The 13,750-nt window shown below is 71.6% G+C and carries 19 protein-coding genes; 5 read left to right on the top strand and 14 right to left on the bottom strand.

Annotated features, from left to right (window positions below; genetic code table 11):
* Positions 1-8: 8 nt before the first annotated feature.
* From AC07AL_RS05770 to hisI, 6 genes are all read right to left on the bottom strand, one after another.
* Positions 9-278 carry a DUF2752 domain-containing protein gene (locus AC07AL_RS05770; protein WP_478317024.1) on the bottom strand — a complete coding sequence of 90 codons (270 nt, stop codon included), beginning with the start codon at positions 276-278 and terminating at the stop codon, positions 9-11.
* Between the two features lie 213 nt (positions 279-491).
* The gene (locus tag AC07AL_RS05765; protein ID WP_063347169.1) at positions 492-746 is read right to left on the bottom strand and encodes an HGxxPAAW family protein; all 255 of its coding nucleotides are present in this window, start codon (positions 744-746) and stop codon (positions 492-494) included.
* Between the two features lie 225 nt (positions 747-971).
* A complete protein-coding gene (locus AC07AL_RS05760) occupies positions 972-1,574 on the bottom strand; it encodes a TIGR02234 family membrane protein (protein ID WP_363582804.1) in 603 nt (200 codons plus the stop codon).
* Entirely contained in the window at positions 1,571-2,071 is a 501-nt protein-coding gene (locus AC07AL_RS05755; RefSeq protein WP_363582806.1) for a Uma2 family endonuclease, read from the bottom strand. Before AC07AL_RS05755 ends, AC07AL_RS05760 begins: the two co-directional genes overlap by 4 nt.
* A gap of 47 nt (positions 2,072-2,118) precedes the next feature.
* Positions 2,119-3,642, bottom strand: coding sequence for an anthranilate synthase component I (locus AC07AL_RS05750; RefSeq protein ID WP_363582808.1), 1,524 nt, complete (start codon positions 3,640-3,642; stop codon positions 2,119-2,121).
* A gap of 48 nt (positions 3,643-3,690) precedes the next feature.
* The gene (gene hisI / locus AC07AL_RS05745) at positions 3,691-4,062 is read right to left on the bottom strand and encodes a phosphoribosyl-AMP cyclohydrolase (protein ID WP_063347172.1); all 372 of its coding nucleotides are present in this window, start codon (positions 4,060-4,062) and stop codon (positions 3,691-3,693) included.
* Positions 4,063-4,285: 223 nt separating this feature from the next.
* Here hisI and AC07AL_RS05740 point away from each other — a divergent pair, with 223 nt between their 5' ends.
* Positions 4,286-4,861, top strand: coding sequence for a hypothetical protein (locus tag AC07AL_RS05740; RefSeq protein ID WP_478316947.1), 576 nt, complete (start codon positions 4,286-4,288; stop codon positions 4,859-4,861).
* A gap of 19 nt (positions 4,862-4,880) precedes the next feature.
* A complete protein-coding gene (locus AC07AL_RS05735; protein WP_363582812.1) occupies positions 4,881-5,519 on the top strand; it encodes a TIGR03085 family metal-binding protein in 639 nt (212 codons plus the stop codon).
* A gap of 99 nt (positions 5,520-5,618) precedes the next feature.
* On the opposite strand, the gene AC07AL_RS05730 is transcribed toward AC07AL_RS05735, so the two are convergent.
* Both AC07AL_RS05730 and AC07AL_RS05725 read right to left on the bottom strand, forming a co-directional pair.
* Positions 5,619-6,155 carry an NUDIX domain-containing protein gene (locus tag AC07AL_RS05730; protein ID WP_478316945.1) on the bottom strand — a complete coding sequence of 179 codons (537 nt, stop codon included), beginning with the start codon at positions 6,153-6,155 and terminating at the stop codon, positions 5,619-5,621.
* On the bottom strand, positions 6,152-7,504 hold the full coding sequence (locus tag AC07AL_RS05725; RefSeq protein WP_478316944.1) for a tetratricopeptide repeat protein: 1,353 nt from the start codon (positions 7,502-7,504) through the stop codon (positions 6,152-6,154). Before AC07AL_RS05725 ends, AC07AL_RS05730 begins: the two co-directional genes overlap by 4 nt.
* Positions 7,505-7,696: 192 nt before the next feature.
* Between AC07AL_RS05725 and AC07AL_RS05720 the strand changes: the two genes are divergently transcribed.
* The 3 genes from AC07AL_RS05720 to AC07AL_RS05710 all read left to right on the top strand — a co-directional run bounded on the left by AC07AL_RS05720 (position 7,697) and on the right by AC07AL_RS05710 (position 10,338).
* Positions 7,697-8,377 carry an ATP-binding protein gene (locus AC07AL_RS05720; RefSeq protein ID WP_478316942.1) on the top strand — a complete coding sequence of 227 codons (681 nt, stop codon included), beginning with the start codon at positions 7,697-7,699 and terminating at the stop codon, positions 8,375-8,377.
* Between the two features lie 233 nt (positions 8,378-8,610).
* Positions 8,611-9,420, top strand: coding sequence for a protein kinase family protein (locus AC07AL_RS05715; RefSeq protein ID WP_478316941.1), 810 nt, complete (start codon positions 8,611-8,613; stop codon positions 9,418-9,420).
* Positions 9,421-9,552: 132 nt separating this feature from the next.
* Positions 9,553-10,338 (top strand): VOC family protein, encoded by a 786-nt coding sequence (locus AC07AL_RS05710; protein WP_363633390.1) that lies wholly within the window; start codon positions 9,553-9,555, stop codon positions 10,336-10,338.
* A 60-nt stretch (positions 10,339-10,398) separates the two neighbouring features.
* On the opposite strand, the gene hisF is transcribed toward AC07AL_RS05710, so the two are convergent.
* Genes hisF through hisB form a run of 6 tightly spaced genes read right to left on the bottom strand, consistent with a single transcriptional unit; the run spans position 10,399 to position 13,747 of the window.
* A complete protein-coding gene (gene hisF / locus AC07AL_RS05705; protein ID WP_363582824.1) occupies positions 10,399-11,169 on the bottom strand; it encodes an imidazole glycerol phosphate synthase subunit HisF in 771 nt (256 codons plus the stop codon).
* On the bottom strand, positions 11,166-11,597 hold the full coding sequence (locus AC07AL_RS05700) for a RidA family protein (protein WP_363582826.1): 432 nt from the start codon (positions 11,595-11,597) through the stop codon (positions 11,166-11,168). Before AC07AL_RS05700 ends, hisF begins: the two co-directional genes overlap by 4 nt.
* Positions 11,594-12,319, bottom strand: coding sequence for a bifunctional 1-(5-phosphoribosyl)-5-((5-phosphoribosylamino)methylideneamino)imidazole-4-carboxamide isomerase/phosphoribosylanthranilate isomerase PriA (gene priA / locus AC07AL_RS05695; protein ID WP_350885736.1), 726 nt, complete (start codon positions 12,317-12,319; stop codon positions 11,594-11,596). Before priA ends, AC07AL_RS05700 begins: the two co-directional genes overlap by 4 nt.
* A gap of 19 nt (positions 12,320-12,338) precedes the next feature.
* Positions 12,339-12,974 (bottom strand): imidazole glycerol phosphate synthase subunit HisH, encoded by a 636-nt coding sequence (hisH, locus tag AC07AL_RS05690; RefSeq protein ID WP_063347181.1) that lies wholly within the window; start codon positions 12,972-12,974, stop codon positions 12,339-12,341.
* Between the two features lie 30 nt (positions 12,975-13,004).
* Positions 13,005-13,157 (bottom strand): hypothetical protein, encoded by a 153-nt coding sequence (locus tag AC07AL_RS05685; protein ID WP_350885740.1) that lies wholly within the window; start codon positions 13,155-13,157, stop codon positions 13,005-13,007.
* Complete coding sequence (gene hisB, locus AC07AL_RS05680; protein WP_063347182.1) at positions 13,154-13,747, bottom strand: imidazoleglycerol-phosphate dehydratase HisB; 594 nt, start codon at positions 13,745-13,747, stop codon at positions 13,154-13,156. The genes AC07AL_RS05685 and hisB overlap by 4 nt, the downstream gene beginning before the upstream one ends.
* Positions 13,748-13,750: the final 3 nt, after the last annotated feature.

Below are 13,750 nucleotides of genomic sequence, written 5' to 3'. Positions count from 1 at the left end.
TACAAAACCTAAGCACCCCCCCCCCCCCCCCCCCCCCCCCCCCCCGCCCCCCCCCCCCCCCCCCCCCCCCCCCCCCCCCTCCCCCCCCCCCAGCGCAGCCACAGCAGCGCCAGGACGCCGAACAGCAGGACGGCCGCGGCGTTGTCGTGCAGGGCGCCGGTGAAGTCCCCGTGGGCCAGCGCGTGGACGCAGCGCAGCCCCCCGCAGCCGGGGCACCACCAGCCGGTGGCGGCCAGGAAGGGGCAGTCGGGGTAGTGCCCGGGGGTGTTCGGGTCCACCGCGGCGACGTAGACGGCGGGAACGGCCACCGCCGCCAGCGCGGCCAGCGGCGGCCCCAGCCGGCGCAGGACGGGCGGCAGGGCGGAGGTGGTGGAGGCGGAGGTCACGCCCCGATTCTGCCCGGGCCGGGCCCGGACAGAACGAAACGGCGGGCGTGGCGCGCCCGCCGTTCGGTACTGCTACGAGTCGTATCTACTGCGAGGAATCCGTCGTCAGGCGGCGACGGCGGCCCGGGCCGCGCGCTGCTCCTCGTGCGAGGCGTACACGTTGGCGCTCGGCTGCTGGCCCATGCCCGCCATCGACATGGCCTTGCCGACCACACCGCCGGCCAGGATGACCGCGATGCCGGCCCAGACCAGCATCACCGACGGGAGGATCATCGCGACCCCCGCGATCCCGAAACCGATGAACGTGATGGTCACGCCGGTCCAGGCGGCGGTGGTGTGACCGTGTGCTGCTGCTGCCATCTGAGTGGTGCTCCTAGCCTCTCGGGGCCCGGCCGGGCCTGCGGGGCCGCCGGCGGGTTGACGGGTTCCATTGTGCCGGGCCACACACCGGCGGCCCAAAGCGGGTGGCGGGTCTATCGCGTCACACCGGCGCCGGGGCCCCTTGAGGGCTGCTGAGGCCCGCTGGGGCCCGAAGCCTGGGCCCGCCCGGGCCCGGCGCTCAAGGCCGGCGCCCAGACCCCGCGCTCAGACCGTGGTCGGGTCCTCGCCCCGGTCCAGCGCCTTCCACAGGTCGGCCGGGGTGTCGCTCTTCGCCGGGGCCTTGCGGGTGGGCGCCTCGTAGCGGCTGCCCATGGCCGGCCAGCTCCGGCCGTAGCGGAGGGTGAGCAGCCCGGCGACGGCCAGCAGCAGCCCGCCGGCCAGCGCCACCCAGGGCCAGCCGGTGTGGCCGACCTCGGTGGCCGCCGAGCCGGACAGCGCCAGCTTGCGGGCCGCCTCGGCGTCCAGCGCGGCGGTGTCCCCGGCGCCCGCGGCCGAGGCGGCGGCCGCGCCGAGGCCTGCCAGCAGGGTCAGCGCGCCGACCGCGAGCCGGCCCGCGCCGCGCACCGCGAACACCGCGACGGCCGCCGCGAGCCCCACCAGGGCGAGCCCGCCCGGGAGTTCGGAGATCGCGCCGCCGGAGACGGACACCGCCAGGGTGCCGGCCCGGCCCTCGGACCAGACCCGGCCGACGGCGGTCAGCACCAGCACGGCGCTCAGCACGGTCAGCAGGAGCATCACGCCGAGCGTCCGGCGGCCCGACGCGGGGGCCGGCGGGGCGGGTACGGGGGTCTGGTCAGGTGCGCTCACCCGTCCACTATCCCCCGCCCGGCGTCCGGCCCCGCACCCGGGGTGGGCGGCCCGGCCGGGAACTCGTCCGTCCGCAGCACCAGCGTCCGCCCGGCGAGCGGCAGGAAGAGATCGTTGCCGAACGGCACCCGCTCCGCCTCCCGGTACCCGTCGTCGACGGACGGCGCGGTGTGCACGGTGCAGGCCGCCGCCGCCGGGTCGACCACCACGTACAGCGGGATCCCGCTGCGCGCGTACGCCAGCGCCGCCGCGGCCAGGTGCGACCGGGCCACCTCCAGGACGGCCTCGACGGCGCCCTGGGGGTACCGGCCCCGGCCGTCGGGCTCCGCCCCCGGGGCGGTCACCGTCAGGTCGGGGATCAGGTCGGGGGCCCCGGCCGGGGCGTCGATCACGGCGCCGGACAGCACCCGGCCGTGCCCGCCCAACTGGTCCTCGATCTGGGCGGCCGCATCGAGCACCACCACCCGCCGCAGTTCGTCGGGCGACACCTCGGACATCCCGGCCGCCTCCCTCGACGACTGACGACACTGACGACACTGACGACTTACGACAGTTCCGGCGTCCGCAGCGTATTGGCGGTGGCGACGGCCCGCAGCACGGCGGCCGCCTTGTTGCGGCACTCGGTGTCCTCCCCGTGCGGGTCGGAGTCCGCGACCACGCCCGCGCCGGCCTGCACGAAGGCGGTGCCGTCGCGCAGCACGGCGGTGCGGATCGCGATCGCGGTGTCGGAGTCCCCGGCGAAGTCCAGGTAGCCGACGCAGCCGCCGTACAGGCCGCGGCGGGTGGGCTCCAGCTCCTCGATGATCCGCATCGCGCGGGGCTTGGGCGCGCCGGAGAGGGTACCGGCCGGGAAGCAGGCGGTCAGCACGTCGAAGGCGGTCCGTCCGGGCGCCACCCGGCCGGTGACGGTGGAGACGATGTGCATCACGTGGCTGTAGCGCTCGATGTGCATGAAGTCGACCACCTCCACGCTGCCCGGCTCGCAGACCCGGCCCAGGTCGTTGCGGCCCAGGTCGACCAGCATCAGGTGCTCGGCCCGCTCCTTGGGGTCGGCGAGCAGCTCGGCGGCCAGCGCCGCGTCCTCGTGCGGGGTGGCGCCGCGGTGCCTCGTCCCGGCGATCGGGTGCACCATCGCCTCGCCGCCGGTCACCTTGACCAGCGCCTCCGGGCTGGAGCCGACCACGTCGAAGCCGCCCTCGGCGGTGCCGTCCGGCCCCGGGAAGCGGAACAGGTACATGTACGGGCTGGGGTTGGTGGTGCGCAGCACGCGGTAGACGTCCAGCGCCGAGGCCGGGCAGGGCGCCTCGAAGCGCTGCGAAGGGACGACCTGGAAGGCCTCGCCGGCCCGGATCCGCTCCTTGACCACCTCCACCGCCGCCCGGTACGGCGCGCCGCCGAACGGGGAGCGGGCCTCGCCCGGCCCGGCCGGGGTGAAGGTGGCCAGGCCCGGGTCGACCGGCTTGAGCAGGTCGGCCTCCATGGCGTCCAGCCGGGCCACCGCGTCCGCGTAGGCCTCGTCCACGCCGCTGGCGAGGTCGTTGTGGTTGACGGCGTTGGCGATCAGCAGCACCGTGCCGTCGACGTGGTCGAGCACGGCGAGGTCGGTGGCGAGCAGCATGGTCAGCTCGGGCAGCCGCAGGTCGTCCGGGTTGAGGTCGGGCAGCTTCTCCAGCCGGCGGACGACGTCGTAGCCCAGGTAGCCGACCAGGCCGCCGGTGAGCGGCGGCAGGCCGTCGTCGTCGCGGCGCGGGGTGTGCAGCGCCTCCAGCGCGGCGCGCAGCACCTGCAAGGGGTCGCCGCCGGTCGGGATGCCGACCGGCGGGGTGCCCAGCCAGCGGGCCTCGCCGTCCTCCCCGACGGTGAGGACGGCGGCGCTGCGGACGCCGACGAAGGAGTAGCGCGACCAGCTGCGGCCCTGCTCGGCGGACTCCAGCAGGAAGGTGCCGGGCCGCTCCTCGGCGAGGCTGCGGTACAGGCCGATCGGGGTGAGACCGTCCGCGAGGAGCCTGCGGGTGACCGGGATGACCCGGGTGTCGACGGCGAGCTTGCGGAAGGCTTCGAGATCCATGGCGAGCGGCACCTTCTGGAGTTCCGGCAGGAGGAGTGGGCGGAGGGGTCAGGCGAGCGGGAGCACGTCGGCGTCGAAGCAGGTGCGGTCGCCGGTGTGGCAGGCGGCACCGGTCTGGTCGACCTTCACCAGCAGGGTGTCGCCGTCGCAGTCCAGCGCCACCGACTTGACCGCCTGGGCGTGGCCGGAGGTGTCGCCCTTCACCCAGTACTCGCGGCGGCTGCGGCTCCAGTAGGTGCAGCGGCCGGTGGTGAGCGTGCGGTGCAGCGCCTCGTCGTCCATCCAGCCCAGCATCAGCACCTCGCCGGTGTCGTACTGCTGCGCGATCGCCGGGAGCAGGCCGTCCTCGGTGCGCTTGAGGCGCGCGGCGATCTCGGGGGCCAGGGCGGTGGTGCCGGGGGTGGCGGGTGTGGTGGACATGGGGCCATTGTTGCAGTCCGGCCCGCCGCCCCGGATGCGCCCTGTGCCCTGTGCCCTGTGCCTTGTGCCTTGTGCGGTGGGCCCTACCCGGTGCAGGCACAACCGCTGGACCGGATCCGCGCCGCCGGGGAGCCTCTCCGGCCCCACCCCGAACATCGCCGTAAAGGGGTGATTTCGGCCAACCGCCTGCCGGGCGGGCCCCGCGTGGGCCATCCTCATGGCCATGACCTCCGAGCAGCAGCCGCCCGCAGCCGCCGACTCCCGCCCGTCCCGGGGCCTGGTCCTCGCCGTCGTGGCCGTCCTGGCCGTGCTGCTCGCGGTGGTGGCCACCGTCCTGCTCTGGCCGGAGGAGCGCAAGCCCGCCGCCGCGCCGCCCCCGCCGACCCCCACGGCCACCCCGACCCCGACCCCGACGCCCACGCCGACACCCACCCCGACCAGGACCCCGCCGTACGCCTTCTTCCCGGTCGGCGCCTGCTTCGACCACCCGCAGCTCAGCCCGGTGATCACCAAGGCTGAGGAGCGCCCCTGCACCGGCGAGCACGACGGCCAGGTGATCGCCGACCTGAAACTGGCCGACGGCCTGACCGGCGAGATCCCGATCGCGCTCGCCATGCGCGAGGGCTGCAAGGAGGCCGAGGCCGCCGCCAAGGCCCGCCAGAACGACGGGAAGACGTACTACGGCCGCCAGTTCGGCCCTGCCCAGGCCAACTACCAGCAGGGCTGGCGGGACTACACCTGCACCCTGACCGCCGGCAACAAGCAGGGCGGCCCCAAGCTCACCGGCAACCTGCGCTGACAGCCTCTATCGTGGCGCCATGTCGAACCACGCCCTCGCCGAACGCCACCGCCTCGCCGCACTCCTGGCCGCCGCCGGGCCGGACGCCCCCACCCTCTGCGCCGGGTGGACCACCCGCGACCTCGCCGCCCACCTGGTGGTCCGCGAGCACCGCCCGGACGCGGCGGCCGGACTCCTGATCGGCGCCCTCGCCGACCGGGCCCGCCGGGTGCAGTCCGCGTACGCCGAGCGCCCGTACGAGGAGCTGCTGAAGCTCTTCCGCTCCGGCCCGCCGGTGCTCTCCCCGTTCGCCCTGCCCGGCGCCGACGAGGCCGCGAACACCGTCGAGTACTACGTGCACGCCGAGGACGTCCTGCGGGCCGCCGACGACTGGACCCCCGCCCCGGTCCCCGCCGGCCGCGCCGAAGCCCTGTGGCGCCGACTGCCCCTGCTGGCCCGCCTGGAAGCCGGCCGCCGCTCCCCCGTCCGGCTGACCCTGCGCCGCCCCGACGGCCAGTCCCTCACCGTCGGCCCCACCGGCTCCCCCACCGTCCAACTCGCCGGCGACCCGGGCGAACTGATCCTCTTCACCTACGGCCGCGGCGCCCACACCACCCTCACCGTCGACGGCCCCCCGGACGCCCTCGAAGCCCTCCGCCACGTCCTGCCTCTGCCTTAAAGAGAGAAAAATGATGCGCTGCCCCTCGGAATACCGAGGGGCAGCGCTCGACGACCCAAGACCAAGAGGATTGGGAGGAGGTCGGAAACTCCCCGCTGGCTATCGGCTCCGCCACGAATCGAGAGAGACGCTCGGTCCATTGGTCAGATAATTGATCAGGGCCTCCCTGGTAGTGGAGACGAATTCCTCCGGTACAGCCCCGACGCCGATCCACGCAACGTCCGAGTGCTTGGCAGGTTCCCCGTTCGCGAGCTCACCGGACCACCGGTGAGCCGCGAAAACGACAGTCAGGAAGCCGTTGGGAGCCTCGACGCCGCGAGCACCGTGGATGACGTGGGCAAGTTGCAAGTCCTCAGGAGCGACGACGAGCCCGGTCTCCTCCCTGAGCTCGCGAACCGCCGTCTCCGTGATCGGCTCGCCTGGTTCGTTCTTGCCGACCGGCAGATCCCACAGGCCTTGCGCGAACTTGGCCTTGGGCCCCCGCCGGAGAAGAACGACACGTTGAGCTTCAAGGTCATGGACGATGACGGCGGCGACCAGCAGGGTCATCGACTCCGTGGCGGGCTTGAGAGCAGTCGTCTGATCGGCGGTCGGCTGGTCCACTCGGTCGAGTCCTTCCTGCGTTACAGCTGTCATGTCAGTACCTCACGTGTTCGGCGTTCCAGATCTACGGCTCCAGGAACACCACGTCTACGGTAGATCGCCAAGCAAGGGCGGATTGAGGAAATCGCCTTTCTCGTCCGATCCGAGGTCATGCCGGCCATGAGGTCGAGCGCACGTCCCCAGGCTGCGACCGCCTCGTCCGCTCGGGCTTGAACAGCCAAGCTGTCACCCAGGTCTGCGTAGGTGAGGGCGTGAACCCGCTTGTACTTCTCGGCATCCCAACGAATCAGCGCGGCACGGTGCTGCTGTTCGGTTCCTGCGTGGTCCCCGAGGTCGGTGAGGGTTCGGGCAGTGTGGCTGGCGACAGTACCGACCGCAGGGCCGCTGACGAATGAGAAACTGGGCTGCGGGTCGCCGTCTCGGACGAGGGCGTTCTCTGCGGCGAGGAGTGCCTTGGCTGCAGCGGGTTTGTCCCGGGTGGCGGCGAAAGCACGAGCGTGAGTGATGTGAAGAAGCGCCTCGGTCTTTCCATCCACCCGACCAACGCTCCGAGCGAGTGCATTCTCGATCAGCGCCGCACAGTGGTGGGGCTGCTTGAGACTGAGCGCCTGATGGGCCAGGGTGCGCATCATCCATCCGGCGTGACCATGCGGATCCGACTCCACAGCGAGTTGGTAACCGACCTGGTAGTAACGCTGGGCGGCGCCTTCTTGGCCGAGGTCGTGGTGTTTCCATCCAGCAAGGTAGGCAAGTTCGGCCACGGCTCCGAAGGCGTGCCGCCGCACACTTTCGTTGGGGAAGCGGCCGTTGAGCATCGGGGCTGCCGTGTCGGCCAGGTAGGCGGTCACGGTGGTCAGCCCATGCCCGCCGCCGAGTCGTTCGTCTGCCGCGCTGAACGCGGCAGTGATCTGCCGAACGACCTCAACTTCTTCAACACCGATGCGAGCCAAGCCGGTCCGGGCCCTCATCAGACGCGAGATGGGCTCAGGATCGTAGAGCAGCGGCATGGCTACACCGGCAGTTGTGAATGCAGCGACAGCCAGAAAGGTGCGGCGCTCGACATCTGCACGGCCGAGATTGGCAACCGCCTCGACCGGATCACTACTCACCGCCAAGGACTCTTCCGGGGTGGCGAAGTCGAGTTCGGCAAGGGTGACCCGGCGCCCGGACCGGCGGGAGAGCGCCTCTGCGATGTAATGACTGACTTGCCCGGACGGCTGCGCGCCGTTGATCCAGTGGGCCACGGCGGACTTGTTGGTGAGGAGCATCTCTCCGTTCTCCGCACCGATGCACCGCACAGCACGGGCTAACGCCTCATAGGTCCATCCGCCCGCTGAAATCGTCTCCCTGAGGCGGTGATTGGGTTCCCTGCGTGTGGCCACGATCGATCCCCTGAGGTCGAGCTGTAAACCGCGTAAACCACTCTACGTGTCGACAGGCATACCGATCGTGTTGTTGGGCCGGTTCACTGGATTCGAGCCTGCCAGGGCCATTGAGTCCTGTCGCTCCGAAGGTCGAACCACCGTGCGGTTGCTCATCGCCGCGCCGATCAACGCCCCAGTCCGGGAGGGCTGATGAACACCGACGACTGCGCTGTACTCCCGATGCCGAAGTCCCAAGAGGTGCAACCGACCACGGCTGCGGTGAAATTCGCCCGACTGTGGGTGGTGCATGTGGCTCGGTCCTGGCCGGAACTCCTCTCCGAGAAGTCGCTGCGGGACGTGGAGTTGTGCGCCGACGAGTTGCTGGCCAACGCCGTTGAGCACACCGGAAAGCGCTGCCGCGTCACGGTCCGGTGGACCGGAGTCCGCCTCCGGGTCGAGGTCGCGGACAGGAGTCCGCAGCCGCCGGTGAGGAGCGCGGCGGACGACATGGCCACCGGCGGCCGTGGCCTGCTCCTGGTGGAGGCGCTGGCCTACTCCTGGGGCTGGTACCCGGCGGAGGAGGGCAAGGTGGTCTGGTTCGAGGCGGCGCCCGACCAACTCGCGACGGGGGACTCGCGGCTCGCCGTACCAGTCCTTCCGGCTCATGTTCATGCCCGGACGGAAGTCGCGATGACCGCTCCTTCCGCCTCGTCTCGTTACGAGATCCGCCTGATCGACTCCCGAAGCCCCCACTTCTTCCTGCTGGAGTGCTGGGGGATCTACGACCGCGAACAGCACGAGTACGTGCGCGCTCCGGGTTCCTCGGACCGGATCAGGCGCTTCTACACCGTGTCGGCTGCCGAGTCCCAGCTGCGCCACTCAGGCACCTGACGGTCAAGGAGGAAAAGTGCACAGCCTGATCGCAAGTCCGTTCCTCAAAAGCTTCGTTGTACTGCGACCGGGCCGGCTGGAGGGCGCTGGGGTTCATCGACGACATGGAGGACTTCGGCGCGGACGCCCTCCCCGGGTGCAACGACGACAACCCGTACCGGTAGGGCGCAACCCCGGAGGCCGACGGCTGCGGTGCCGTCGGCCTGCGGGCTGGAGCTGGGAACCTGTGGGCCGTGACCACCACCCGCATTCACTGGGCAGACCTGCCCGACTCCGTGCACCGGGCCGTCGCCGCCTGCCTCGGGACGCCGGTCCTTGCCGCGCAGACCGTCTCGGCCGGTTTCAACTCGGAGATCGCCGCCAAGCTCAGCACCGCCAGGGGCGCTGTCTTCGTCAAGGGGATGCGGCTGAGTCACCCACGCGTGTGGACACAGCGACGTGAGAGGGAGGTCAACCCCTACGTGGAAGGCCTCGCCCCCACCGTCCCCTGGCACCTCGACGTCGACGGCTGGAGCCTTGTCGCGTTCGAGCACGTCGAAGCCCGCCACGCCGACTACCGGGAAACCGGGGACTTGGAGCTGATGGTCGACGTCCTCAGCCGACTCGGCCGCGTCCCGTGTCCGCCGATCGAGCTACGCCGGGCCGAGCAGCGATGGGCCGCCTACGTGGACGATCCCGAGGTGCTGTCCCGCCTCGCCGGCGGCTATCTGCTGCACACGGACCTGAACAACGAGAACGTCCTGATCCGCGAAGACCATGCGCTGCTGGTCGACTGGGCGTGGGCCACCCGGGGAGCGCCCTGGATCGACCCGGCCCTGTGGGTGATCTGGTTGATCGCTGCGGGCGGCCACAGCCCGGCTGGGGCGGAAGCGTGGGCTGCCAGGGTCCCGGCCTGGCAGGGCGGCGATCCGGCGGTGGTGGACGTCTTCGCGCAGGCTCAGGCCCGGATGTGGGCCGAGATCGCCGGAGACGATCCGGACCCGTGGACCGATCGGCTGAACCGGGCAGCTCAGCTGTGGGCCCGTTTCCGGGGGCGTGGCTGAGGTCTCCCGGCCGCGCTCCCCGGCTGCGGATGTCAGTGGGCGGGTGCAGACTCGCAGAGGGCCGGGGTGGGTGCGTGCGCGCGCCCGACGGAACCGGCCTGGTCACGTCTTCCGTCGAAGGGGCACCACCTCATGCTCACCACCGACTTTCCGGCCGGCGCGCCCTGCTGGATCGACCTCGGCAGCCCGGACATCCCCGCCACGGCCGAGTTCTACGGCAAGGTCTTCGGCTGGACGTTCCGGTCCGGCGGCCCGGAGGCGGGCGGCTACGGCTTCTTCCAGTTGGGCGGCAGGACGGTCGGCGCCGTCGGCCCGCTCGACAAGGGTGACCAGCCGACCTGGACGACGTACTTCCGTACGGCCGACGTGAACGCCACCGCGCAGGCCGCCGAGCAGGCGGGCGGTTCGGTCCTGGTCCCGCCGATGGACGTCATGGGCGAGGGGTGGTTCGCCCAGTTCGCCGACCCGCAGGGGGCCAGGTTCGCGGTCTGGCAGCCGGGCACGACCACCGGCCTGGACGTGGTGTCGGAGGACGGCGCGCTGGTCTGGTCCGAGCTGCACACTTCGGACCAGAGCGCCGGGTTCGGCTTCTACCAGGCGCTGTTCGGCTGGCGGGTGGAGAAGTTCGAGCCGGCTCCGGGCATGGACTACCGGGTGATCTCGACCTCCGAGGGCGACCAGCAGGCCACGGCCTTCGGCGGCATCGCCCCGACCATGTCCCCGCAGGAGCCCTCCGCCTGGACGCCGTACTTCGCCGCCGGCGACGTGGACGCGCTGATCGCGAAGGCTAAGGCGGCCGGCGGCACGGTGGTGATGGGGCCCGAGGACGTGCCGAACGTCGGCCGGATCGCCTGGATCGTGGACCCGCACGGCACGCCGTTCGCGCTGATCAAGGGCGAACCCCGCGAACAGTCCTGAGCACGCGAGAGGGCCCGCTGCGCCGGTGCGCAGCGGGCCCTCTCGCGGTAGTACGGACGGTCACCGCACCGGGTGCCCGGCCTCCCGCAGCGCGTCCTTGACCTGCCCGATCCGCAGGTCCCCGAAGTGGAAGACGCTCGCGGCGAGCACCGCGTCCGCACCCGCCTCGACGGCCGGCGCGAAGTCGGCGAGCTTGCCGGCGCCGCCGGAGGCGATGACGGGCACGGAGACGGCCTTGCGGACGGCCCGGATCATCTCCAGGTCGTACCCGTCCTTGGTGCCGTCGGCGTCCATCGAGTTGAGCAGGATCTCGCCGGCGCCGAGTTCGGCCGCGCGCCCGGCCCATTCGACGGCGTCGAGGCCGGTGCCCTTGCGCCCGCCGTGGGTGGTGACCTCGTAGCCGGACGCGGTCTCGGTGCCGGGAGGGCAGCGCCGGGCGTCCACGGACAGCACCAGGACCTGCCGCCCGAACCGCTGGGCGATCTCGCGGACCAGTTCCGGCCGGGCGATGGCGGCGGTGTTGACGCCGACCTTGTCGGCGCCGGCCCGCAGCAGCTTGTCGACATCCTCGACGGCGCGGATTCCGCCGCCGACGGTGAGCGGGATGAAGACCTGTTCGGCGGTGCGGCGGACCACGTCGTAGGTGGTTTCCCGGTCGCCGGAGGAGGCGGTGATGTCGAGGAAGGTCAACTCGTCGGCGCCCTCGGCATCGTAGAGCTTGGCCATCTCGACCGGGTCGCCGGCGTCGCGCAGGTTCTGGAAGTTGACGCCCTTGACCACCCGCCCGGCGTCGACGTCCAGGCAGGGGATGACACGTACGGCGAGGGTCACGGCTGGTTGCCTTCCAGGGTCTTTGCCAGCCCGGCACGATAGGCGTCGAGCTCGACCTCGACCATCATCCGGGAGTCGATCAGCCCGTCGACCACCACCATGGTGGCCGCCGGGCGGGCGGCGTCGAAGAGTTGGTGGTGGGCGCGGCCCACCTCGTCGGCGTCGCGGGCGTGGGTGATGTACATCCGGGTGCGGACCACGTCGTCCGCCGTCAGACCGTACGCGGCGAGGGCGCTGAGGCCGACGCCGAACGCGGCGAGGGTCTGCCGGTAGGGGTCGCCCTCGTGCTCGATCCGGCCGTTCACCCAGGCGGTGGAGCCGGCCACGTGCACGTGGTCTCCCGCGGCGACCGCCCGCGAGTAGCCGAACTGGTCCTCCCAGGGGGAGAATCCGCCGACCCTGCCACGCACGATCCGACGTTCCGTCATCCTGAAACCGCCTCCAGGGCCTCTTCGAGGGTGAACTTCTGCTCGTAGAGTGCCTTGCCCACGATGGCGCCCTCGACACCCGCACCGACCAGGCCGGCGATGGCGCGCAGGTCGTCGAGCGAGGAGACGCCGCCGGAGGCGACGACGGGGCGGTCGGTGGCGGCGCAGACGTCGCGCAGCAGTTGCAGGTTGGGGCCGGTCAGGGTGCCGTCCCGGTTGACGTCGGTGACGACGTAGCGGGCGCAGCCCTCCTGGTTGAGCCGCTCCAGCACCTCGAAGAGCTGGCCGCCGTCGCGGGTCCAGCCGCGGCCGCGCAGGGTGGTGCCGACGACGTCCAGGCCGACGGCGATCTTGTCGCCGTGCTCGGCGATGGCCTTGGCGACCCACTCGGGGGCTTCCAGGGCGGCGGTGCCGAGGTTGACCCGGGTGCAGCCGGTGGCGAGCGCGTTGGCGAGCGACTCGTCGTCGCGGATGCCGCCGGACAGCTCGACCTTGATGTCGAGGCGGCCGGTGACCTCGCGCAGCAGCTCGTAGTTGGTGCCGGTGCCGAAGGCGGCGTCGAGGTCGACCAGGTGCAGCCACTCGGCGCCGGCGTTCTGCCAGGCGAGGGCGGCGGCGAGGGGTTCACCGAAGGAGGTCTCGGTGCCGGACGCGCCCTTGACCAGGCGGACGGCCTGGCCGTCCCGGACGTCGACGGCGGGAAGCAGTTCGAGGCGGCTCATAGTCACAACTCTTCCAAGCTCAGAGGGTGTTGACCCAGTTGGTCAGGAGGGCGGCGCCGGCGTCGCCGGACTTCTCAGGGTGGAACTGGGTGGCCCAGAGCGGGCCGTTCTCGATGGCGGCGACGAAGGGCTGCCCGTGGGTGGCCCAGGTGACGAGCGGGGCGTGGATCCGTGCGCTGTGGGTCTCCAGCTCCCAGTGCCGCACGCCGTAGGAGTGCACGAAGTAGAAGCGGCTCTGCGGGTCGAGGCCGGCGAACATCCGGCTGCCCTCGGGCACGTCCACGGTGTTCCAGCCCATGTGCGGGATGACGGGGGCGTCCAGCGGCTCGACGACGCCGGGCCACTCGTCGCAGCCGGCCGTCTCCACGCCGTGCTCGACCCCCTTCTCGAAGAGGATCTGCATGCCGACGCAGATGCCCATGACGGGGCGGCCCCCGGCGAGCCGGCGGCCGATGATCCAGTCGCCCCGGACGGACTTCAGGCCGCGCATGCAGGCCTCGAAGGCGCCGACGCCGGGGACGAGCAGGCCGTCCGCGTTCATCGCGGTGTCGTAGTCGGAGGTGACGGTGACGTCCGCCCCGGTCCGTTCGAGCGCGCGCTGCGCGGAGCGGAGGTTGCCCGACCCGTAGTCGAGGACGACGACGTTCTTGCCCATGTTCAGGTGTCCAGTCTCTCTACTGCGGGTCTACAGACGCATGATGCCGGAGGCCAGGCACATGACCGAGCCGAACGCGAGCACCAGGATGACGCCCTTGGGCAGCTTCTGCTTCCAGAACGAGATCACGCCGCCGGCCAGGAAGAGGCCGACGAAGATGAGGGCGAGGGCCGCCTTGCTCACAGTGCACCCTTGGTCGAGGGGAGGATTCCGGCCGCGCGCGGGTCGCGCTCGGCGGCGTAGCGCAGGGCTCGGGCCAGCGCCTTGAACTGGCATTCCACGATGTGGTGGGCGTTGCGCCCGTACGGCACGTGGACGTGCAGGGCGACCTGCGCCTGGGCCACGAAGGACTCCAGGATGTGCCGGGTCATCGTGGTGTCGTACGAGCCGATCATCGGCGCCATGTGCTCGGGCTCGGTGTGCACCAGGTACGGCCGGCCGGAGAGGTCCACGGTGACCTGGGCGAGCGATTCGTCCAGCGGCACCGTGCAGTTGCCGAAGCGGTAGATGCCGACCTTGTCGCCGAGCGCCTGCTTGAAGGCGGCGCCGAGCGCGAGGGCGGTGTCCTCGATGGTGTGGTGGGTGTCGATGTGCAGGTCGCCGTCGGTCTTGACGGTGAGGTCGAAGAGACCGTGGCGGCCGAGCTGGTCGAGCATGTGGTCGTAGAACCCGACGCCCGTGGAGATGTCGGTCTTCCCGGTGCCGTCGAGGTCGATCTCGACCAGGACCGCGGTCTCCTTGGTGGTGCGTTCGACGCGTCCGATGCGGGACATACG

The organism is Kitasatospora sp. NPDC043949 (assembly GCF_056435365.1).
Note: the sequence above shows the minus strand (reverse complement) of the source record. Positions and strands in the feature narration are given on the sequence as shown.